The 21,332-nt window shown below is 60.4% G+C and carries 19 protein-coding genes; 8 read left to right on the top strand and 11 right to left on the bottom strand.

Translation table 11 applies throughout. The annotated features are described in order from the left end of the window. Positions 1-75: 75 nt before the first annotated feature. From JQN68_RS03215 to JQN68_RS03185, 7 genes are all read right to left on the bottom strand, one after another. Positions 76-528, bottom strand: coding sequence for an ATP synthase subunit C-like protein (locus JQN68_RS03215; RefSeq protein ID WP_225071726.1), 453 nt, complete (start codon positions 526-528; stop codon positions 76-78). 29 nt (positions 529-557) lie between these two features. Then, positions 558-2,330 carry a V-type ATP synthase subunit I gene (locus JQN68_RS03210; RefSeq protein WP_225071727.1) on the bottom strand — a complete coding sequence of 591 codons (1,773 nt, stop codon included), beginning with the start codon at positions 2,328-2,330 and terminating at the stop codon, positions 558-560. Positions 2,331-2,381: 51 nt separating this feature from the next. Continuing rightward, on the bottom strand, positions 2,382-2,993 hold the full coding sequence (locus JQN68_RS03205; RefSeq protein ID WP_225071728.1) for a V-type ATP synthase subunit D: 612 nt from the start codon (positions 2,991-2,993) through the stop codon (positions 2,382-2,384). 27 nt (positions 2,994-3,020) lie between these two features. Continuing rightward, on the bottom strand, positions 3,021-4,322 hold the full coding sequence (locus JQN68_RS03200) for a V-type ATP synthase subunit B (RefSeq protein ID WP_225071729.1): 1,302 nt from the start codon (positions 4,320-4,322) through the stop codon (positions 3,021-3,023). Next, entirely contained in the window at positions 4,319-6,055 is a 1,737-nt protein-coding gene (locus JQN68_RS03195; protein WP_225071730.1) for a V-type ATP synthase subunit A, read from the bottom strand. Before JQN68_RS03195 ends, JQN68_RS03200 begins: the two co-directional genes overlap by 4 nt. A 99-nt stretch (positions 6,056-6,154) precedes the next feature. Continuing rightward, positions 6,155-6,715, bottom strand: coding sequence for a DUF2764 family protein (locus JQN68_RS03190; RefSeq protein WP_225071731.1), 561 nt, complete (start codon positions 6,713-6,715; stop codon positions 6,155-6,157). A 2-nt stretch (positions 6,716-6,717) separates the two neighbouring features. After that, entirely contained in the window at positions 6,718-7,323 is a 606-nt protein-coding gene (locus tag JQN68_RS03185; protein ID WP_225071732.1) for a hypothetical protein, read from the bottom strand. A gap of 370 nt (positions 7,324-7,693) precedes the next feature. Between JQN68_RS03185 and JQN68_RS03180 the strand changes: the two genes are divergently transcribed. The 3 genes from JQN68_RS03180 to ablB all read left to right on the top strand — a co-directional run bounded on the left by JQN68_RS03180 (position 7,694) and on the right by ablB (position 10,290). Beyond that, positions 7,694-8,044, top strand: a complete 351-nt coding sequence (locus tag JQN68_RS03180) for a hypothetical protein (protein WP_225071733.1) — start codon at positions 7,694-7,696, stop codon at positions 8,042-8,044. 97 nt (positions 8,045-8,141) lie between these two features. Continuing rightward, positions 8,142-9,458: a lysine 2,3-aminomutase gene (gene kamA / locus JQN68_RS03175; protein ID WP_225071734.1), complete on the top strand. Its 1,317-nt coding sequence runs from the start codon at positions 8,142-8,144 to the stop codon at positions 9,456-9,458. Beyond that, a complete protein-coding gene (ablB, locus tag JQN68_RS03170) occupies positions 9,451-10,290 on the top strand; it encodes a putative beta-lysine N-acetyltransferase (protein ID WP_225071735.1) in 840 nt (279 codons plus the stop codon). The genes kamA and ablB overlap by 8 nt, the downstream gene beginning before the upstream one ends. Before the next feature lie 28 nt (positions 10,291-10,318). Here the strand turns inward: ablB and JQN68_RS03165 are convergent, their stop codons facing one another. The 4 genes from JQN68_RS03165 to JQN68_RS03150 form a co-directional block, all read right to left on the bottom strand. After that, the gene (locus tag JQN68_RS03165; protein WP_225071736.1) at positions 10,319-11,479 is read right to left on the bottom strand and encodes a glycoside hydrolase family 3 protein; all 1,161 of its coding nucleotides are present in this window, start codon (positions 11,477-11,479) and stop codon (positions 10,319-10,321) included. After that, positions 11,472-11,906, bottom strand: coding sequence for an ACT domain-containing protein (locus JQN68_RS03160; protein ID WP_225071737.1), 435 nt, complete (start codon positions 11,904-11,906; stop codon positions 11,472-11,474). The genes JQN68_RS03165 and JQN68_RS03160 overlap by 8 nt, the downstream gene beginning before the upstream one ends. 75 nt (positions 11,907-11,981) lie before the next feature. Next, positions 11,982-13,289, bottom strand: a complete 1,308-nt coding sequence (locus tag JQN68_RS03155) for a phenylacetate--CoA ligase family protein (protein ID WP_502799344.1) — start codon at positions 13,287-13,289, stop codon at positions 11,982-11,984. Between the two features lie 236 nt (positions 13,290-13,525). Then, entirely contained in the window at positions 13,526-14,323 is a 798-nt protein-coding gene (locus JQN68_RS03150) for an NlpC/P60 family protein (protein WP_225071739.1), read from the bottom strand. A 436-nt stretch (positions 14,324-14,759) separates the two neighbouring features. Here JQN68_RS03150 and JQN68_RS03145 point away from each other — a divergent pair, with 436 nt between their 5' ends. From JQN68_RS03145 to JQN68_RS03125, 5 genes are all read left to right on the top strand, one after another. Continuing rightward, complete coding sequence (locus JQN68_RS03145) at positions 14,760-15,335, top strand: nicotinamidase (RefSeq protein WP_225071740.1); 576 nt, start codon at positions 14,760-14,762, stop codon at positions 15,333-15,335. A gap of 353 nt (positions 15,336-15,688) precedes the next feature. Next, positions 15,689-16,882 carry a glycosyltransferase gene (locus JQN68_RS03140; protein WP_225071741.1) on the top strand — a complete coding sequence of 398 codons (1,194 nt, stop codon included), beginning with the start codon at positions 15,689-15,691 and terminating at the stop codon, positions 16,880-16,882. A gap of 34 nt (positions 16,883-16,916) precedes the next feature. After that, a complete protein-coding gene (locus JQN68_RS03135) occupies positions 16,917-17,585 on the top strand; it encodes a hypothetical protein (RefSeq protein WP_225071742.1) in 669 nt (222 codons plus the stop codon). A gap of 154 nt (positions 17,586-17,739) precedes the next feature. Beyond that, positions 17,740-18,810 carry a polysaccharide biosynthesis/export family protein gene (locus tag JQN68_RS03130; protein WP_225071743.1) on the top strand — a complete coding sequence of 357 codons (1,071 nt, stop codon included), beginning with the start codon at positions 17,740-17,742 and terminating at the stop codon, positions 18,808-18,810. Positions 18,811-18,867: 57 nt separating this feature from the next. Continuing rightward, entirely contained in the window at positions 18,868-21,267 is a 2,400-nt protein-coding gene (locus JQN68_RS03125) for a GumC family protein (protein ID WP_225071744.1), read from the top strand. Positions 21,268-21,332: the final 65 nt, after the last annotated feature.

Here is a 21,332-nt window from a genome sequence, read left to right as displayed (position 1 = left end):
CCGCGCCGGACGAAGTACGGACGAGACGGCCTTGGCAAACTGCGAAGCTCGAAGAGGGGCTTGGTCAGCAATCGGTCAGAGGGCACCGCCGATGAAGACCATGACGAACAGGGCCACGGTTTCAATAACGCCGAGGGCCATCAGGTAGTTGCCGAAACCCTTGCCCGTTTCCGCCAGGGCATCCGAGGCGCCGGCGCCGGCGCGGCCCTGCAGCCAGGCCGACATGGCCATGGCGGCGCCACCGAGGATGCCGGCCCCCAGGCAGGCAGGCCAGGCGGCCGGATTGGCCAGGGCGGCGTTTTTGATGGTGTTCATCAGGATCATGCCGTAGATGGTCTGGGAAAGGGGGGCGCCGACGAAGGCGACCAGCAGAAAGGGCGCCGCCTTGCTTTGCGCATAGCATTTCTTCCAGGCGCCGATGGCGGCCAGGGCCGCGGCACCGGTGCCGAGGGCCGAGCCGATGGCGCCCAGGGCCAGGGCTGCGGATGCGCCGATATTGCCGATCGAGGATGCCAATTGCGGATCCATGTGTGTCCTCCTGTTAACGTGAAATGAAATTACGGGGAATCCTCAGGTTTTTTTTTCAGGGGACGGTAGGGAATACCGGCCCATTCCATGCCCAGATGCCCGGAAAATTCCAGCATGTTGAGCCGCACGCCGTGAACCAGCACGCCCATGGCGCCCAGCAGAATGTTGAGGCCGTGACCCAGCACCAAAATGACCGCCATGGCCAAGCCCTTCCAGAACGGCGCCAGTTCCAGCCCCAGAGCCATATCGTTGAAGCTGGTGGCTACCGCCACGGTGGCGGCGCTGACGGCGAACAGCCGGATATAGGACACCAGGTCGACAAAGCTGTTGATGATGTTCATGGCCAGGGAGCCGAGGCCGCCGGCGATGGCCTTGAGGGGATTGTAGCTGGGCTTGGAGAACAGCACCACCGCCGCCATGCCGGGACCGAACAGGCTCCAGAGCAGGCTGTTGGGGATTTCCTGACCGAGCACCATCTTGCCGGCGAGGAAATAGTTGCCCATGAACACCAGCACCCAGCCCAGCTCGCTCAGAGCGCGGGCTCTCCGGCCGATGAGCAGGGCGTTCCAGAGATGGGCCAGGATCAGGTGGATGGCACCGAGGCCGAAACAGAGTTTCTGGACGTTGGTTTCCTGGGCCAGGCCTTCGATGAGAGCGACGCTTTGCTCGCCGCCGGTCCAGCCGAAGTAGGTGCCGGTCAACACCCCCCAGATGATGGTGCCCACGGCCAGTTCGCCGAACAGCCAGAAGGGTGCCTTGGGCGCATGGGGGAATTTTTTGCGCAGCAGCAAAGTGAGGATGAGGAAAATGGCGCCGTAGCCGGCATCGCCGATGAGAATGGCGAAAAACAGGGAAAAAAATACCAGGAACCAGGCACTGATATCGATCTCGTGATAGCCGGGGATCACCCCCAGGCCCTGGAAGATGAGCCGCACCGGTTCCACCCAGCGCGGCAGGCGCAGCAGAGTGGGGATATTCTTCTCATGCGCATCCGGATCCCGGACCAGCAAGCCCCAGCCGTGACGGCGGGCCGCCTGCCAGAGGGGATCGCACAGGCTTTCCGGTACATAGCCCTGCAGGTAGGCCAAGGCGCCGTCCTCGCCCATGCCGTCGCGGGCTTCGCAGAACTGGATGCGGGTCGCCAGGGATTCCAGAACCTGATCCAGCACGGTGCGGTGCTGTGCCAGATCCAGCAACCGTGCGCGCGTTTCAGCCAGAGATTGGTCCAGATCCCGCAGTTCCTGTTCGAGGCCGGCCACATCACCGGCTGCGGGTAGGGGAATGAGATCCATGGGCAGGCTGACGCCTCTTGCGACCAGGGCGGCATAGTAGCTGACCTTGTCCCGGGTGGAGATTTCCTGCAGCAGGCTCCCCTCCGGCAGGGCGGGCCGGCTGCCTTGCGGCGCCGAGAACAGAACCAGCTCCAGGCCCCGCTGCTGCAGGGGCTGCAATGCGGCCGGGTCGAAACCGCCCCAGGGTTGCAGGGTCTGCAGGCGTTCCTGACAGTTTTTTTGTTGCTTGCGCAGCTCGGTTTGACGACGATCCGCGGCATGGATGGCCGCCATCAGGTCCGGAGCCGACGGCACCGTTGCCGCCTGGGTTGCCGTGGCGCTTCGGACGGCCGGCAGATCCGGCAGCATGGCCAGGGTTTCTTCGATCTCTTCCCGCTGCTCCAGCAGTTGTTTCAGCTGCTCCGATTCCGCCATGCGCACCGGTTGCACGTGCACGATGCCCAAAGCGGCGAGCTGCTCGATGGTCGTGCGCCGCTCCGCGGCCAGGCAGACCACGGTTATTTTTTTCATCGGTTCAATCATGGTCGACTCTACCCCTGTTCAGGGCTCCCGTGGTTGCCATCAGGTCGCCGCGGCCCGGGCCGCGCACTTGGCTTTGGCGATCTTGGCCCGGCCAACGGCGTTGGACTGCTGATCCGCGAGGAAGATCTGGATCTGGCGGATGTTGTCCTCGGTTTCCGGAATCTTGACCTTCTCGAACAGGTTGACGCGCTGGGTGGTCACCTGCAGTTCGCGCTCGATGGCCTCGAGTTGTTCAGTGAGCAGTTGCTGACGCAGGCGCAGCACCGTCAGGCGTTCCACCGCCGCCAGCAACTCGTCATGCCACAAGGGCGCGGCAAAAAGATCCTGCTCGCGGATTTCAAAGTCCAGGCTCTCGAACACCGGGGTGTCGATACCGGCGATGTTGCGCACCGAGGTGCGCCAGGTATTGACCTGGTACAGTTCCTGGAGGTGTTCCATTGGGGTGCCACCCAGTAAGGCGATCCACACTTCCAGTTCCGATTCAAAACCGCGGATTTCCTTTTCGAGATCCTGCATTTCCAGCTGCACCCGGCGGATCTCCATCTGCAACTGCTGCTTCTTCAGCTTCAGGGTGGGCAGATAGCGCAAAAAGCGCTTCAGCGCATCGCGTTGCACCTTCAGTTCGGTTTTGGTCAGTTTGATCTTGGCCATGGCGCTCGGTTCCGGATTCGGCAGGCGTTATTGGGCCTTGGGCCAATATTGGGCAATCAGGTCGGACTTGATGCCGGTTTCGGCCGGTTCGAAACATTCGGCCAGGGTGGTCCAGCCCAGGTCCAGGGCCTTTTCCAGGGGAATATTGACGCTCAGATCCATCATGCGCGCCTCGAACAGATCGCCATATTTGAGCAGTTTGGTATCCCATTCCGAAACCCGGAAACCCATGGCCCGCTTTTCCTGGGCCTCACGGAAATCGGCATAAAGGCGAATCATGGTATCCATCAGGGCCCGGTGATCGGACCGCGTGGCATCGTTGACCTGCTGTTTCAGACGGCTCAGGGAGCCGAAGGGCTCAATGCGCCCCTGCTTCAGATAAAACTGGCCCTCGGTGATATAGCCGGTGTTGTCCGGCACCGGATGGGTGACGTCGTCGCCCGGCATGGTGGTGACCGCCAGCACGGTGATGGAGCCGGCGCCTTCGAAATCAACCGCCTTTTCGTAGCGGGACGCCAACTGGCTGTAGAGGTCGCCGGGATAGCCGCGATTGGAAGGGATCTGCTCCATGGTGATGGCGATTTCCTTCATGGCGTCGCAGAAGTTGGTCATGTCCGTCAGCAATACCAGGACCCGCTTGTTTTCATTGACCGCGAAATGTTCCGCCACCGCCAGGGCCATGTCCGGCACCAGCAGGCATTCCACCACCGGGTCGGAGGCGGTGTGGATGAAGAGGATGGAACGGGACAGGGCGCCATGTTTTTCCAGGGTCTGGTGGAAAAACAGGTAATCGTCGTATTTCAGCCCCATGCCGCCGACCAGGATCAGGTCGACCTCGGCCTGCATGGCGATGCGTGCCAGCAGATCGTTGTAGGGTTCGCCGGCCGAGGAAAAGATGGGCAGCTTCTGGCTTTCGACCAGGGTGTTGAACAGGTCGATCATGGGCAGGCCGGTGCGAATCATGTTGCGCGGCACAATGCGCCGTGAAGGATTCACGGAAGGTCCGCCGATTTCGATCTGGTTGTCCGACAGGGGGGGGCCCGCATCACGGGGCTCACCGGAACCGTTGAACACCCGGCCGAGAAGATTGGCCGAAGCGGAAACCCGCATGGGATGGCCCAGAAAACGTACCCGGCTGTCCGTGGCGATGCCCCGGCTGCCGGCGAAGACCTGCAGGGACACGCGGTCGCCGTCCAGACGGATGACCTGCGCCAGGGAGGTGCCTTGATCGCTGACCACCTCGGCCAGGGAGTAGTAGGGCACGTTGGGCGCCAGGACGGTGATGACGTTGCCCGAGATCTGGACAATATGATGGTAGAATTTTTTCATGAACGCCTCTTTGCTGCAAGAAGTTCATCGATGCGTGACTCGGCGGCGCGGAATTCACCGGAATCCCATGGGGTATAGTGCCAGTCGATGAAAAGTTGGCGCAGATTCTGGAAGAAACTGCGGGCTTCGCCGTGACTGGCCAGGTCGAATTGCCCTTCGATGACGCCGAGTACCTTCTCGAACAGGTAATTCTGCCGCTCCGCCGAACAGGCCGCATCGATGGCGTCGAAGGAGTTCTGCTGCAGATATACGGAATCGAGGAATTCGCTTTTCAGAAACAGGGTGAAGTCCTCGACCGGGGTGCCTTCCTCGCCGACCACCTTCATCATCTGATTGATGTCATTGCCCTGCTGCAGGACGGTGCGGGCCCGCCGCACTTTTTGCGAGGGCACTACCGGATGGTATTTGCTCCAGCTGTCGAGGGGATTGATGGCCGGGTAGCGGCGGGCGTTGGCCCGGTCCCGGGACAGACCGAGGAAACCGCCGACCACCTTCAGGGTGCCCTGGGTAACCGGTTCCTCGAAGTTGCCGCCGGCGGGGCTGACCGCGCCGCCGATGGTGATGGAGCCGAAGCTGGCGTCGTTGAGTTCGACCAGGCCGGCCCGTTCGTAGAACCCGGCGATGCGCGTTTCCAGGTAGGCGGGGAAGGCCTCCTCGCCGGGGATTTCCTCCAGACGACCGGACATTTCACGCAGGGCCTGGGCCCAGCGCGAGGTCGAATCGGCGAGCAACAGAACATGCAGGCCCATCTGGCGATAATATTCCGCCAGGGTCACGGAGGTGTAGATGGAGGTTTCGCGCGCCGCCACCGGCATGGAGCTGGTGTTGCAGATGATGATGGTGCGGTCCATCAGGCTGCGGCCGGTGCGCGGATCTTCCAGTTCAGGGAATTCGGTGAGCACTTCGACCACCTCGCCGGCCCGTTCGCCGCAGGCCGCCATGATCACCACGTCGACTTCGGAGTAGCGCGACAGGCTGTGCTGCAGAACGGTTTTTCCCGCGCCGAAGGGGCCCGGCACGCAGAATGTGCCGCCCTTGGCCACGGGAAAGAAGGTATCGATGACCCGTATCTGGGTAACCAGGGGATCGACGGGAAGATGCTTTTTTCGGTAGGCGTCGATGGGAATTTTTACCGGCCAGCTCTGTACCATGGTCATCTGGCGCTCTTCGCGGCCGTTGCTGAGACGGGCGACCACGTTGTCCACGGTCAGGTAGGAGGTCGGAGCAATCCAGACCACCTGCCAGGTCCCGGGCCAGGCGAAGGGCACCATGATCCGGTGTTGGAACAGGCCCTCGGGAACGGTTCCGACCGCATCGCCGGCACTGACCACGGCGCCGACCTGGACCTGCGGAGTAAAAGCCCATTGCTGCTCCCGATCCAGGGGGTCCAGGTACAGGCCGCGCTGCAGAAAGAAGCCGGCCTGTTCCGCCAGTTTCGGCAGCGGATTCTGCAGACCGTCGAAGACCTTGGTCAACAGGCCTGGCCCCAGTTGGAGAGAGAGCAACTCTCCGGAAAACTCCACCCCGTCGCCGATTTTGATGTCGCGCGTATCCTCGAAGATCTGCAGGTCGGCTTCTTCGCCACGTACCCGGATGACCTCGCCCTTCAGACGACAATTGCCGGTCAGAACGTAGGCAACCTCGTTCTGGATGACCGTGGTTTCGTAGCGGACGCTGACCATGTTGCCATTGACGCCGACAACCTTGCCTTTTTTATATTGTTTCCTGACCATTTGCTCTCCTGGAATCGAAGTAACAGGGCATTGCAGGGTTAATCCGGACCGGATTAGTTGGGCCGCCGGATTTCTGTAATCCGGTGGTCGTCGGCCAGGTTACGGCTCGACGAGGGTACGCACCCGGCGCGCTTCTTCGCGGGCCTGGTCGACCAGCGCGTTCAAGACCTCGCGCCCTTGGTCGCTGGAGAAGGCCTGCCATTTTTCCGCAATCAGCAGGCGTAGCCGATAAACCACCAAAGCGTCCACCGAAAAGTTTTCACCAATCAGGGGTTCATCCAGCAGTTCCCAGCGGATGGCATCCAGTTGCCGCTCCCGTTCCAGGGGGTTCGGCGCCCCCAAGGCCTTGTGCAGCTGGTGGTCGAGGCTGGGGAAGACGTCCTTTTCCGGGCGCCGCCAGCGGTCGACCTGGGTCGTTTTCTGACTTCTGGCCCGCAGCAGGTAGTTCCGGATGTGGGTTTCCATGCCGTACCAGAAGCGCTCGGCGGCGAACCGTCCTGGTTCCTCAGGTGCCAAGGAGACCGCCGCCAGTTGTTCGGCCAGGGCCTGACCCGCCTGTTCGGCCACCAGTTCCAGGAAGCGGGCCGAGGACAGAAAGGGAGTGACGCCGAATCTCAACAACGGCAGCGAACTGATAAGGAAATAATATTGCGTGGCCATGGTCAGACTTTAAGCAGGGCGACCAGTTTCGGGCTCAGAAAGGTTCCCATTGCCTCGGCCAGGGCTTCATCGCTGAAGTCGTAAAGGATTTCCTCCCCTTCCAGACGCAACTGGAAACCGCCCCGGATGCCCGGCGCCGGTGCGATGGAGCACTGTTTGACCAGATTATCCGCCAACCGGGACTTCAGTGCCGCTTCAAGCTCTTGACAGCGGTCCGCCGGCAGCAGCACCTCCAGGCTGAAGCTGTCCGTGCCCGCGGCCTGATAACTCTTGATGATATCGCCTAGGACATCGGCAATCGCTGCAGGGCTCAGAGCCTCGCCGGCCAGGTCCTGGAATACGGTCTGCATGCGGGTCTGCAACTCGTGCCGCAGACCGAGAAGAGTGTCGCGTGCCGCCAGACGCAAGGCTTCCTTGCCATGATTGACCAGGTTGTCGGCTTCTTTCCTGGCACGGTTGACAATTTCATCGCCTTCGGTTTTGGCCCGCTTGAGGATCAGGTCCGCTTTGGCCTGGGCATCGGCGATGATCTTTTGGGCTTCGTCCTCGCCGCTTTTGATGCCCTCTTGGTGGATGCGATTGAGAAAAGACTGGAGTTCTTCGGCCATGGTTGACTCCTTGGCGGCTGGGCATGTATCGGCAGTTATAGTGATGATCAAGATGAGCAGGGTGGTGCTGTGAATGGCCCGGAGAGCAACATTCATGGGTGCCAGTAAATCGCGGGAAAACTATCACAATCGAAAGGTTCATGCAAGATTTTTCAAAGGTATGAATGCCCTGTAAAAGCTCTTTATCATGCAACATTTCTGGGAAAACGGTTGCCTGCACCAAGTGTTGCGGCGGCGTCCGCCGATAGTGGGGGAAGAGCCGAAAAATATGGAAATTCGGCAATTAGTTTCGATAAATTTGCATTGATTTATAATGCGGCTTGCGATAGATTCACATTTGTAAACTAAAATATGCTTAAGGAGGCTTGTTATGCAGTTGAACTGGGTCCGTCGCCAAAACCGGGATTGGTGCGATCTTTTCGGTCTCGATCTGGAGCAGCCTTATTTCGAAAATCGTACCGGTGTGTATGTCATCTGGTGGGAGCAACCGGCATTGACGGTGGCTCGCGTGGGTCAGGGAGTGCTTCGGGATTCATTGCGGGCACACCAAAGGGATGCCTGCCTGCAGAGAGAGGCTCATCGGCCCCTGCTGGTAACCTGGGCCTGGGTGCCGGGTGCCAAGCTCGATGGGGTAGTGGCCTATCTCACCCGGACCCTCAGGCCCCTGCGAAGCGGGTCCATCGCGCCTGCGGCGCCGATCACCGTTCAGTTGCCTTGGTGATTCTTCCTATTTTAAAATTTAAAAAATTTAATCACAGGTTTGACAATCCTTCCAGAGTCTGGTATATTCGATTAAAATTAATTCTGGAAGGAGAAAAATGACTTATTCCAAGTTTCAGAGGCATATCGCAGAGCAGATAGGAAGTTATGACACCTTCAAGGAACACTGGCTCGATTGGCGGTGGCACATTCAGCATTCAGTCCGTGATGTCGCTACATTCGAAAAGGTGACGGGTATAAAGCTGGAAGATGAGTTTAAAAAGAATGTATCCCGTACCATCGAAAAATTTCCCCTCGGCATAACCCCCTATTATCTCTCCCTGATCGACGTTGACGACTACTATAACGATCCGGTCTTCAAACAGGCATTTCCCGTGCCCGAGGAACTGATCGTCGAGCCTCACGAAATGGCTGATCCTCTGGCCGAGGACCAGGACAGTCCGGTGCCGGGGATTACCCATCGTTATCCGGATCGGGTGCTGTTTCACGTCAGCAATGTCTGCGCCATGTACTGCCGGCACTGTACCCGCAAGCGCAAGGTGGGGGATGTAGACTCCATCCCCGGCAAGGAGGAGATCGAACGGGGGTTGGCCTATATCGCCGAACACCCCGAGGTGCGCGACGTGCTGCTGTCCGGCGGGGATCCGCTGATGCTCCCGGATGCCTACCTGGATTGGATCCTGACCGCCCTGCGGAATATCCCCCATGTGCAGATTGTCCGACTCGGTACGCGCATGCCCGTGGTGCTGCCCTATCGCATCACCGACGAACTGGTGGCCATGCTGCGTCGGCATCATCCCCTGTGGATCAATACCCATTTCAACCATCCCCGAGAGTTGACCGCATCGGCCCGTCAGGCTCTGGCCCGGTTGGCCGACGCCGGCATCCCTCTCGGCAACCAGACGGTACTGCTGTCCGGTGTCAATGATTGCCAGCGCATCATCCGTTCCCTGGTGCACAAGCTGGTGGAGAACCGGGTCCGCCCCTACTATCTCTACCAGTGCGATCTGTCCGAGGGGTTGACACATTTTCGCACGCCTGTCGGCAAGGGCATCGAAATCATGGAGAGCCTCATCGGGCATACCAGCGGCTTTGCCGTGCCGACCTATGTCATCGATGCGCCCGGCGGCGGCGGCAAGATTCCTCTCAACCCCAATTACCTGATCTCCCTGTCCACCAACAAGGTGGTGTTGCGCAATTTTGAGGGGGTCATTACGACTTATCAGGAACCCAACAGCTACGAACCCATTTTCTGCAACCGGCAATGCCGTGACTGCCGACTGCAACTCAAGCTTGAGGATGCCGAAGAATCCAAGGCCACGGGCATTGAACTGCTGTTGTCCGATTACGATCCGACCATCTCTCTGACTCCCGAGAACAACTCACGCATGGAAAGGAGAGGCGAGGATGGCTGATCGGCTGGAACGGTGGGGTCGCTCCGTACTTCAACACGGTCCGGCCAACGACCGCATCTATCTGATGAAATTGGCGGCGGAGGATTGCCCGGGCATCCTGGATGACCTGGAGCGACTTGCCGGGGCACGGGACTATGGAAAGATTTTCGCCAAGGTTCCGCAACCCCTGACGGAGCCCTTTCTGCAGCGCGGTTACCGGCTGGAAGCCCGGATTCCGGGAATGTTCAAGGGGGAAGCGGATGGCGTGTTTCTCGGCAAATTTTTCAAGCCGGAACGGGAGCGGGAGGCGCGGCCCGAAGTACTTGCGGACATTCTGAAAACCGCCCGGGGCCGGCAGGGAACCGGCCGGCAGCCGATGGCGGAAGGGGAGCAGGCCTTTCGGTTGCGGCCGTTGCAAAGCGACGAGGTCGCCGAGGCGGCGGAGCTGTACGGCAAGGTGTTCGACAGCTACCCCTTTCCCATTCACGATGCGGATTATCTGCGGGAAACCATGGCCACTCATGTGCGCTATGTCGGTGCCTGGCAAGGAGGGAAGCTGGTCGCGCTTGCTTCAGCGGAATTGTTCGCGGACGGGGGACATGCGGAAATGACCGATTTCGCCACCCTGCCCGAGTCCCGGGGGCAGGGCCTGGCCGGTACCCTTCTGGCCAGGATGGAAGACATGGTGCGGCGGGAAGGCATCCGCACCGCCTATACCATCGCCCGGTCCTATTCCTTTGGCATGAACATCACTTTCGCCCGGGAAGGGTATGAATACGGCGGTACGTTGCGCAACAACACCCAGATCTGCGGGCGACTGGAGAGCATGAACGTCTGGTACAAGCCTCTGTGAGAGGCGGGCCGCATGGCTGCCGCGCCGGTCAGCGGCGGAGTTTTTGCTTCAGCGCCAGAATGCGGCGATAGGAGTGTTCGATGCGTTCCCGGCTGACGGCTCCCCGGGCGACCAGTTCCCGGATTACGTCGATGGTGCGGGCCGTGGTTTCGGCGCTGCTGTCGGCAATCAGCAGGATGTCCACGCCGGCATGGATGGCCCGCTCCACCGCCTCGGCATGGGTGTAGTGGCGGGTGATGGCGCCCATGGTCAGATCGTCGCTGAGCACGACCCCGTCAAACCCCAGTTCGCCGCGCAACAGCCCGTCGATGACGGGGCCGGAGAGGGTGGCGGGATGTTCCGGATCGAGCCGTCCGTTGAAGACGTGGGCGGTCAGCACCACGTCGGCCAGCCCTTCGCCGATCAGCTTGCGGTAGGGCAGCAACTCGTCCGCCGACCAGGTATCGGTCACATCCACGAAGCCGTGATGGGAGTCTCCGGCGGAACTGCCGTGGCCCGGAAAGTGTTTCAGGGCGCAAAGCACACCCTCGGCGTGATGGGCCAGGATCACCTGTCGGGCATGGCGGTAGACCCGCTCCGGGGCTTCGCCGAAGCTTCGTTCCAGCCCGCCGATGACGGGGTTGTGACGATTCCTGTCCAGATCCACCACCGGGCTCAGGTTGAGGTTGACCCCGGCGCGGCGCAAGGTGCGGGCGATGATCGCCGAGCGATCATGGGTCAGGGCCGGATCGTTGCGCTGCCCCAGGTATTGAAAGGAGTCGGTGGCGGGAAAGCCGAACTCCTGTTTCAGGCGCACGATGCGGCCGCCTTCCTGGTCGATGGCGATGAGCAGGGGGATGGCCGCGGCCTTCTGCAACCGGGTTGTGAGGGCCCGCAGTTGCGTCGGAGACTCGATGTTGCCGGCGGGTTTTTGAGCATTGCCGCCGTAATTGAACAGGATCACTCCGCCCAGGTTGCGTTGCCGGATGTCCGCCAGAATGGGATGGTCGGCGGGCAGGTGTGAGCCCTGGAAGGCCACCATCAACATTTGGCCGATTTGGGCTTCCAGGCTTGGGCGCGGCGGTTCCGGGCTCGATGTTGCGAAAGGGCTGGCCGGCACCAGGCAGAACAGGGTTGCCAGTGCGGCCGCCAGCAGGCGGAGCAGGGGGCGCTTGGCCGCGGATACGGGGCGGATTCGGGGCTCAGACACAGTAGACTTCTTCCGCCGTCAGGGTGGCCACGCCGGCGGCGGTAAACAGCTGACGGGCATGTTCGGTATGTTCCACGTCGATGATCAGAATCGCCGTCTGGCCATCGCCGAGCACCGTTCCGTAGGCATTCTGGACATTGATGCCGGCATTGGCGAGCAGGACCAGCATGTCGTGCAGCGCCCCCGGGCGGTCCGCCATGCGCACCACGACGATTTCCCGCAATACCGCCGGATGACCCGTTTCGGACAAATGTCGGCAGGCCTCCTGCGGGCGATCGACAATCAGGTTGAGAATCCCCCAGCCCGCCGTACTGGTGGCCAGGGTCATGGCCCGGATGTTGATGCCCTTGTCCTTGAGCACCGCGGTGACTTTTTCCAGTCGACCGGGCTTGTTTTCCAGGAAAATCGACAATTGATGCGCAATCATTGATCCCTCCTCGTTGCGGGGCCGACTGCCTGTCGTTTCAGGCGGCCGCCCCGCTTTCCATTTGCCGTCGGCACGTCACGCCTGCCGCTCATCCCGAACCCGGACTGCCTTGCCTTCACTCTTGGGCAGACTGCCCGGTTCCACCAGTTGCACGGTGGGGGTCACCAGGATTTCATCCCGAACCTCGTGCACGATCTGGCGGGCCAGCTTTTCCAGGGCGGCCAGGTCGCCGGTAAACCAGGCGGCCTGCATTTCGACCTGGATGGTGATCTCGTCGACCCCGTTCCGGGTCTGCAGCAGAATAAGATAATCCGTCCCGACCTGGGCAAACCGCATCAGGATTTTTTCGATCTGCATGGGGAAAATATTGCACCCCTTGACGATGAACATGTCGTCCGTGCGGCCGCTGATGCGATCGATGCGTCGATGGTTGCGGCCACAGGGGCAGGTTCCGGGTAAAAAACGGGTCAGATCCCGGGTCCGGTAGCGTACCAGCGGCATGGCCTGGCGATCCAGCGTGGTAAACACCAGTTCTCCGACTTCACCCTCGACCACCGGTTCCAGGGTCTGGGGATGGACGATTTCCGTCAGAAAACAGTCCTCCCAGACATGGAGACCGTTCTGGCAGGTGCACTCGAAGGCCACTCCCGGGCCGTTCATTTCCGACAGGCCGTAGGAGTTGAAGGCCTTGACACCGAACAGGTCCTCGATACGCCGGCGCTGTTCTTCGGTATGGGGTTCCGCGCCGATGACGAACAGGCGTAAGGCCGTGTCGCGAGCGGGGTCGAGCCCCATCTCGGCGAAGGCGGTATGCAGACGGAACAGGTAACTGGGAATAGTGTGTACGGCCGTGGTGGCGAAGTCCTGCATCAGCCGAATCTGGCGGGTAGTGTTGCCGGCCGCTGCCGGGATGACCAGCGCGCCGAGGCGTTCGGCGCCGTACTGAAAGCCCAACCCGCCGGTGAACAGGCCATAACCGCAGATGTTTTGGAAAACATCCGTGTCGCGCACCCCGGCGCAATACAGGGAGCGGGCCACCAGGTTGGACCAGCTGTCCAGATCGTGCCGATTATGAAATATGACCGTCGGGTTCCCGGTGGTGCCGCTGGAGCAGTGCAAACGCACCGTATCCTTTTTGTCCACGGTCAGAAAACCGTAGGGGAAGTGGCTGCGCAGATCTTCCTTGGTGGTGAAAGGCAAGCGTCGAATGTCTTCCACGCTGCGGATGGAATCGGTGCTGATGCCGCACTTTGCGAACAACGCCCCGTAAAACGGCGAGCGCTCCGCGTGTGCAATGGTGTCGCGCAGGCGTTGAGCCTGCAAGGCGCGCAGGGTCGGGAGGTCGGCCTGTTCGATATGGGGATTCCAGTACATGGTCGGCAAGATTCCTTTCCGGTGAAAATTGCTCGGTTTTGACCTGCGTGCCGGCCCGCCTCACCGTCGGCGGTTAACCTTCGGAGGGGCGTGTGCTGGAGCGGTCTTTTCGAACGCAGGCGACCTTAGCAGATTTTTGTCCCGAATGGTAGTTTTGCCGATTTGAAACAGGAGGCGGCGCCGCCTTGCCCGAATGAATCACACCAGAAAAGCGAAAGCCCTCGTTATCGAGGGCTTTCATTCTTCTAGAAGAAACGGCGGGCACCGAGAAATCTCTTCGAAAAGCCCGGCCTCTGTAGTTCGGCCACTTTTATTTCGTCGTTGCGCTGGGGTGCATGGACAAATTTGCCGTTGCCCACATAGATGCCTACGTGGCTCACCTGGTTGTCGTGGCCGAAGAAGACCAGATCGCCATCGGCAAGGTCGGTCTCCGGGATCATTTTTCCGGCTTTGAACTGTTCGGCCGAGGTGCGGGGAATGTTGATGCCGCAAAGATAATAGACCGCCTTGACGAATGCGCTGCAATCCAGCCCCTCAACAACCGTATTGCCGCCCCATTTATACGGGATGCCGACAAAGCGTTCCGCGGTGCGGGCCGCTACCTCGCCGAGTTCATTGGTATGTTTGGGGTGAGAGATGGATTTGGGCGGGGTTTTTGCGGCGCCGGCAGGGGGCATGGTGCCGACCGGTTGCAGGGGCGCGGCGATGGGTGCCGTGATATAGTAGGACTCGATGATGCGCGAAACCGCCAGGGCTTTTGCGGCTTGGCGGGCTTGGCTGCGGGTGGAATAATCACCGAAGCGGACCGCAAAAACACCGTCATCTTTTTTGAAAAAGTAGGCATCGATGCCCTGATCCTGAAGTTTGGCCGCCAACCGCTCGGCGTTTTCATAACGGGCGAAGGCCCCAACCTGGATGGAATACCCAAGTCGACGGATTTCCGAGGCTTCATCAGCCGCCAAGGGCGCTGCCCAGGAGCCTGCGGCATGAGAAACCAGGATAAGGATCCCGATGGCTAATTTTTTGGTCCAATGAATCGGCATGTGCGACCTCTTGTGGGTGCGGCGGATGGGCCGGCCTGTTGGATTTAGGATTATGTATTTCCGGATTGGTGTGGCTGCGGGGCCGGTCTTTCCAAATTAAGGTTAAAAATATAGTGAATCGCCGTAATTTGTCAATTTTTTGCATGTGCGAAAAGCATGTAAGGTGTACTTGTGTTTTTGGTAACCCGGTTATAATTATTCATTTGTTATCATGTCTGGTTTTGCAGGCTATACATCTTTTAAAGAAGCGTCTGCGAGGTTTTTTTCCTTATTTTCAGTCAGGCTGGTCTGCGTGGCTGCCTTGAGATATTTTAATCGCGAGTCCGATGTTCGTGGCAGGGTCTGGCGGGCGGATGCAGACGGCCGGAGGAATCAAATCCGTTTTGGAGGTTCCCAGGGGAAATTCTGAAACATTCTTGGGTAAGAGGAGGTGCCGATGATTTTGCCGGCTGAACGATTGCGCGAGGGCGATGCCTTGTTGGTTGTCGACGTGCAGAATGATTTCTGTCCGGGCGGCGCATTGCCCATCCCCGGCGGCGACGAAGTGGTGCCGGTGCTCAACCGCTGGATCGCGGCGGCCCATGCACAGGGACGACCCATCTACCTGTCCCGCGACTGGCATCCGTTGCATCACCCGAGTTTCAGCGCAGCGGGCGGCGACTGGCCGGTTCATTGCGTTCAGGATACTCCGGGAGCTGCTTTCCATCCGGACCTCTTGTGTCCGCCGGGCGCCGAAGTGGTCTGTAAAGGGGTGCGCTTCGATGAGGATCAGCTGTCGGCTTTTCATGAGACCGGCCTGGCTCGCCAGTTGCGGCGCCAGGGTGTGCGCAGGCTTTGGGTGGGTGGCTTGGCGCTGGATGTTTGCGTCCTGCGAACCGTGCTGGATGCCTTGCGGGAAGGCTTTGCGGTGGTGGTGCTGGCACGCGCCTGTCGGGCTGTGGATGCGAAGGCCGGCCGCCAGGCCCTGATGGAGATGGAGCGCGCCGGGGCCGCGGTCTTGCTCGAAGATTGACGACCATGCCGTGCTTTGGTCCAGGACCCTCGCAGAATTTGGTCCGGGATGTGCAGCGCCAGTTTAGGCAGCCTTGCGGGGAGTTGGAAAAAAGCTGTCCTAATGCTTGAAATGTGTGGCCGGATCATGTAGATGATGCGGGGAATCTCACGGACTCATGATGATTCCGCCGCCGTTGCTTTTTTGGCGGAACGGCACGGGTCGACCGGTATTGTTTTTACCCTGACTGTTGGTTTATGAACCGTCGGTTTCCTGGCCGGCAACCGGCCGCGATTTGTTCGACGCCGGCTCCGGTTGCCGGCATCGGTCTGTTTATATTGTTTTTTCAGTGTCTTGCACATGGAGTTGAGAAAATGCTGGTAGTTTTTGCGGTACTGTCCCTCATGTCGCTGGCGGCCTGGCTGGTCCTTTGGCTGGGTCACGGGCGCTTCTGGCACATTGCTCCGCGCCTCCCGGCGGCAGGCAGGCATGCCGGCCCGGGCCTGTGGCCGGCCGTGGACGTGGTGATTCCGGCGCGCGATGAGGCCGACATCCTACCGGAAACCCTGACTACCCTGCTTTCCCAGGATTATCCGGGCCGTTTGCGGGTGCTCCTGGTGGATGATCACAGCACGGACGGCACCGGAACCGTTGCCAATAATCTGGCTGCAAACATTTCTGCGGTCAATAAGTTGACTGTGGTTCGTTCCGCCAACCGGCCGGCGGGCTGGACCGGCAAGCTCTGGGCTTTACAGCAAGGTGTGGCGGCCAGTGCTGAAAACGGTGCTCCATTGCTGTTGTTCACCGATGCCGACATCGCTCACCCGCCGGACAGCGTGCGCCGCCTGGCGGCACAAGCCCTCGCCGGAGACTACGATCTGGTATCCCTCATGGCCTGGCTGCGTTACGAAGGGTTCTGGGCGCGATTGCTGGTTCCAGCCTTCGTGTATTTTTTCGCCATGCTGTATCCCTTCCGGCGGGTGGCCGACAGTGGCCGCCGTACCGCCGGTGCCGCCGGGGGGTGCGTTCTGGTGCGACGCTCCGCATTGCAAAGAGCCGGTGGTTTGGAGCAAATAGCGGGGGCCCTCATTGATGACTGTTCCCTGGGCAGACTGATCAAGCACCATGGCCGCCTCGGCGGCGGGCGCATCTGGTTGGGTTTTACACGGGAGGTCGTCAGTCGACGTCCCTGTCAGGGCTTGGGCGCGGTATGGCGCATGGTGGTTCGGACCGCATTCGTGCAGTTGCGGCATTCGTGGGTCCTGCTCGGCGGCACCGTACTTGGCATGGCGTTGCTTTTTATGGGGCCGCCGCTGGCGTTGGCCTGCGGTATCTGGCTGTCTTTGGCCGGCCATGGGACGGCCTGCCTGTGGCTGAGCCTGGCGGGCGCCGCCACCTGGGGCATCATGACCCGAACCTTTATGCCCATGGTACGCTGGTATCGGCTGCCTTGGGCTCTCAGTGCCCTGTTGCCCTTGGCTGGCCTGGTCTACACCCTCATGACCGTGGATTCCGCCCGTCGATTCGTTTACGGCCGCGGCGGAGCCTGGAAGGGGCGGACCTATTGACCGTGGTCGGGGCCTGTGGGCGAAAGGAATTGTCATGATACGGATGCTTGCCGGGCTGCTGCTTCTCTTGGGCGGCGCCCTGACCGTTTGGTCGGTGGCGCTCGGTGCCGAGTCGGCGGCGCCTGCCGAAGCATTTGGTGAGGTCTTGCTGGTCAGCGTGGTGCAAACCATGGGCGCTGCCGAGGCTCATGGGATTGAAGCGGCGGCAGGATGTGGCAAAAACCTTGCAGGGATCTCCCGCGACCGGCGGATCGGCAATCGCCGGCCGCAGGTTATGCAGACCCTGCGGGTGAACTCCGGTCGGGAGGCCTGGTTGCTGATTGGCAGGCGGGAACCCTATGTTGCGTTCTGGTCGGCAGGAGGCGGCTTCCAGAGTGATTATGCACAACAGGTGGAGCTGCAGCAGATGACCCGCGGGCTGCGCCTCCGCCCCCGCTTGCAGGGGCACCAGGTCGATCTGGAACTGGAAGTCTCCGATGAGACTCCGATATCACCTGGCGGCCGGCCGGATGTCTTGCAGGCCACCCGTTTCAGCGGTGCCGTCACTCATGTTACGGTGCCCCTCGACTGTTGGACAGCCATAGCCATGGACGTCGTCGAGCCGGCGGGTGCCGAAGAGGAAGGCCGTCGCATCGGCAATTCCCGCCCGGGATTGACCATCTGGGTGAGGGTCGCGCAGCCGGGCGGCGCCGCGGGGAATTAGTGCCGATCAGGTTCCCGGTTGGGTGCCGAATTAGTTGATTTAAATATTGTAATTTCAGGGGAGGGGTGTTATAACACCTCCATTCGAAAGCTATAACCTTGCCGGCCGGCGCCTCGCCTGCCGTTCATGTCACCGAAGGAAAATGCTCATCCCTATGCAAACAAGTCGATTCGGGAAACGATGGCTCGGGGTTTTCTGTGTTCTGCAGCTGCTTGCCGGTTGCAGTTCTTTTACCGATCTGCCGCCAGGCAGCGTTCTTTCCATTCAGGATGGCCGCCACGCCGCGGTTTTGGAACACGAGTCGGTCGAAGTCGCCTTGGGCGCAGCAGCTGTAACGACGGCACCGGAAAAGGATTATCGCATCGGTCCCAACGATGTTTTGTTCATCAACGTCAAGGGCCATCCCGATCTCAGCAGTCCCGGCGCCGCCGGTGGGAACAATCGCATCGCCGGCAGTCGCGTGGATGGTAAGGGGCGGGTACATTTGCCCCTGGTCGGGGAGGTGACCGTCGCCGGCTTGACCGTCCATGAGGCGCGCAACCGCCTGCAGAAGGCTTTCCGGACCTATCTGCAGGAACCCTGGGTGATCGTGGAAGTGATCGACTACCGCAGCCAGTCCCTGTACCTGCTCGGTCAATTCACCACGCCCGGAACCTATTACATGGATCGACCCCTGTCCCTGGTGGAGGGTCTGGCCCTCGGCAACGGTCTGCGGGACAGCGCCAACTTGCGCAGCGCGCGCCTGATCCGCAGCGGGCAGACCATTGCGGTGGACATCTATCGATTGCTGCAGGAGGGCGATCGGGATCAGAACACCTGGCTGCAGGCCGAAGATGTCATCTATGTTCCCGACGATCGCAACCAGAATGTTTTTGTTTTCGGCGCCGTCGAGAAACCGGGACCGGTGGCCATGCCCAACGGTCGTCTCAATCTCGCCCAGGCTCTGACCAGTGCCGGCATCCAGGAAGCGCGAGCCCAGGAGAGTCATGTGCGCATCATCCGCTCCCTGTCCCCGACCCGTGGCGAGTTGATCGTGGTCGATTTGAACCGAATCATGCGCGGTCAGGCCATGCCCTTCGCCCTCATGGAGGGGGATATCCTGTATGTTCCACGCAGTCGGGTCGGTTCCTGGAACCAGGCCATTCAGGAGATCCTGCCATCTCTGCAGGCCATCAGCGCCGTGTTGCAACCCTTTGTTCAGATCCAGTACCTGAAACGCAATTAGCCGGGCGCCGCCGGGCGGCATGACGCGCTCGAATGCCGTTATTTTTGGGATGAATTCATGGAATATGTAAACGAATCGGACCGCCGGGACTACCTGGAGGGTGAAGAGGTCCATCTTCAGGACTATCTGCAGGTGCTGTATCGGCGCCGCAAATCCTTTTTCTGGGGGTTGGGCGGGGTTTTCCTGGCTGTGGTCCTGTATACCTTCTTTGCCGCTCCTCTCTACGAGGCCAAAACCTCCCTGCATATCCGAGACGAAAAGGTCAAGGGGACCGGTCTGCTGGACGATCTGGGCCTGACCCGGGAGAACCCGGTACAGACGGAAATTGAAATTCTGCGTTCACGTACCAACATGGAAGAGGTCGTCCGGCGGCTCCATCTTGATTGGAAGATCACCGCACCCAAGGAACGCAGCCTGAAACTGCTGGAGTTTGTGTCCACCGCCGAGGAGCCGCACTATGAGTTGCAGGTCGTGGCCGCCAACCGTTTCAAGGTTCTGGACAACAACGGTCGCAACCTGGGCGAGGGGCAGGTCGGCAGACTGTTTGCGCAGGGTCCCCTGAGTCTTTTGGTGGCCGAACTGACCGCCACCCAAGGGGATCGGTTGCAACTGGAAATTCGTCCTTTTCAGGCTCCTGTGAAGGCGCTCCGCGATGGGATCAAGGCCAGCGAAGTGGGCAAGGGAACCAATATCATCGAGGTAACCTATCGGCACACCGATCCGTTGGTTGCCCAACAGGTGGTCAATGCCCTGGCGGAAATTTACCTGGAGCGTAACGTCGCCCTCAAGTCCCAGGAAGCGAACAAGTCGGTGGAGTTTATTGCTCAGCAGTTGACCACCGTACGCGAAAACCTGGATTCGGCTGAAAAGGATTTGGAAAACTATAAGCAGGCGGCGGGGGTGGTGGAGTTGGGCAGCGAAGCGGCCAGCCTGTTGGGACTGATGACCGAGCGGGAAAAAGGCCGCGCCGCCGTCGAACTGAGTCGCAGCCAGGCGCAATTTGCCGTGGCCTCTCTGGAAGAAGCCATGTCCCGTCAGCAGAGCTATGTTCCGGCCGTGCTGATGGATGATCCGGTGGTCTCCTCCATGGCCGGGCGGTTGGCCCAGCTTGAGGTGGAAAAGCGGCGGTTGCTCATCGATCTGACCGAGGCGCATCCGGAAGTGCAAATGATCCAGGGGCAGATTTCCCAGATTCAGCACAAAATGCTGTCCACCTATCGTCAGTTGCTGGCCGGGTTGGAGCGCCAGAGCAGCGATCTGCAGTCGGAATTGGCCGGCTACGAAGAGCGGGCCCGGCAATTGCCGGCCGCCGAACGGGATTTGGCCCGCTTGACCCGGAGCGCCAAGGTCAATGCCGATATCTACACCTTTTTGCTGCAAAAGCATGAAGAAGCCCGGCTGGCCAGGGCCGCGACCATCAGCAACATCAATGTCATCGATCCGGCCATAAAACCGGATCGTCCGGTGAAGCCGCAAAAGGCGAAAAACCTGCTGTTGGGGCTGGTGGTGGGAGTCATGGCCGGCCTCGGCCTGGCCTTTTTCTTCGACTATCTGGACGATAGCCTCAAGGATGGCGAGGCGGCGCAACGTCTGCTCGGTTTGCCCCTGTTGTCGGTCATCCCGTTTATCGGTCTGGAAGATTCCAAAGAGGAGCGGGGGCGCGAAAGGTTTGTCGAACGCGCCAAACGCCGCGTTCTGATTGCCCAGTTCAAACCCAAATCCGCCGCCGCCGAGGCGTTCCGCAGCCTGCGCACCGCCCTGCATTTCTCGGCTCTTGGTCGGGAAAAGAAGGTGCTGTTGGTAACCAGCGCATTTCCCGGTGAAGGCAAAACCACTCTCTCCGGCAATCTGGCCGTGACTCTGGCCCAGACCGGTGAGCGGGTATTGCTGGTGGGATGCGACCTGCGCAAGCCGACCCTGGAAGACATGTTCGGCGGCACCCGCAGTGACGGCCTCACCGAAGTTCTGGTCGGGGACGTTAAGGTGGAGGACGTGATCCGGCATACCGGTTTGTTCCGGCTGGATTTCCTTCCGGCGGGGACCACCCCGCCCAACCCGGCTGAGTTGCTGGGTTCGGATCGGATGCACAGCCTCATCGACGAACTGCGAGACCGTTATGACATCATCCTGTTGGACGCGCCTCCGGTGCTGGCGGTGACCGACGCCACCGTGCTCACCTCCGTAGCCGACCAGGTGGTCTGGATGCTGGAAGTCGGCGCGGTATCGCAAAAGGCCGCCCGCCGGGTCAAGGAGATTCTGAGTAATGTCAGTGCACCCTTGGTCGGGTTGGTGTTCAACGACAAGGCCCATAAAGGCTCCGGCTACTATGGTGGCCGTTATGGTGGATATGGTTACGGATACGGTTATGGTTACGGCTACTACAGCGACGAACAGGTCGAAATTGAACCCATGAACCGGGTTCGCAATCTGTTCAGTCGCGTGTTCCGGCGTAAATGACTGTTTGCAAACTGCCGGCGGGGAGCATTCCTCAGGCAGTTTGCAGGCGCTTTTTCCGGTTTTTT

Origin of the sequence: Desulfuromonas sp. CSMB_57 (assembly GCF_020194955.2) — a bacterium.
In the GTDB taxonomy this organism is placed as follows: domain Bacteria; phylum Desulfobacterota; class Desulfuromonadia; order Desulfuromonadales; family Syntrophotaleaceae; genus JAFCIY02.
This window is presented reverse-complemented; position numbering and strand designations above follow the sequence as displayed.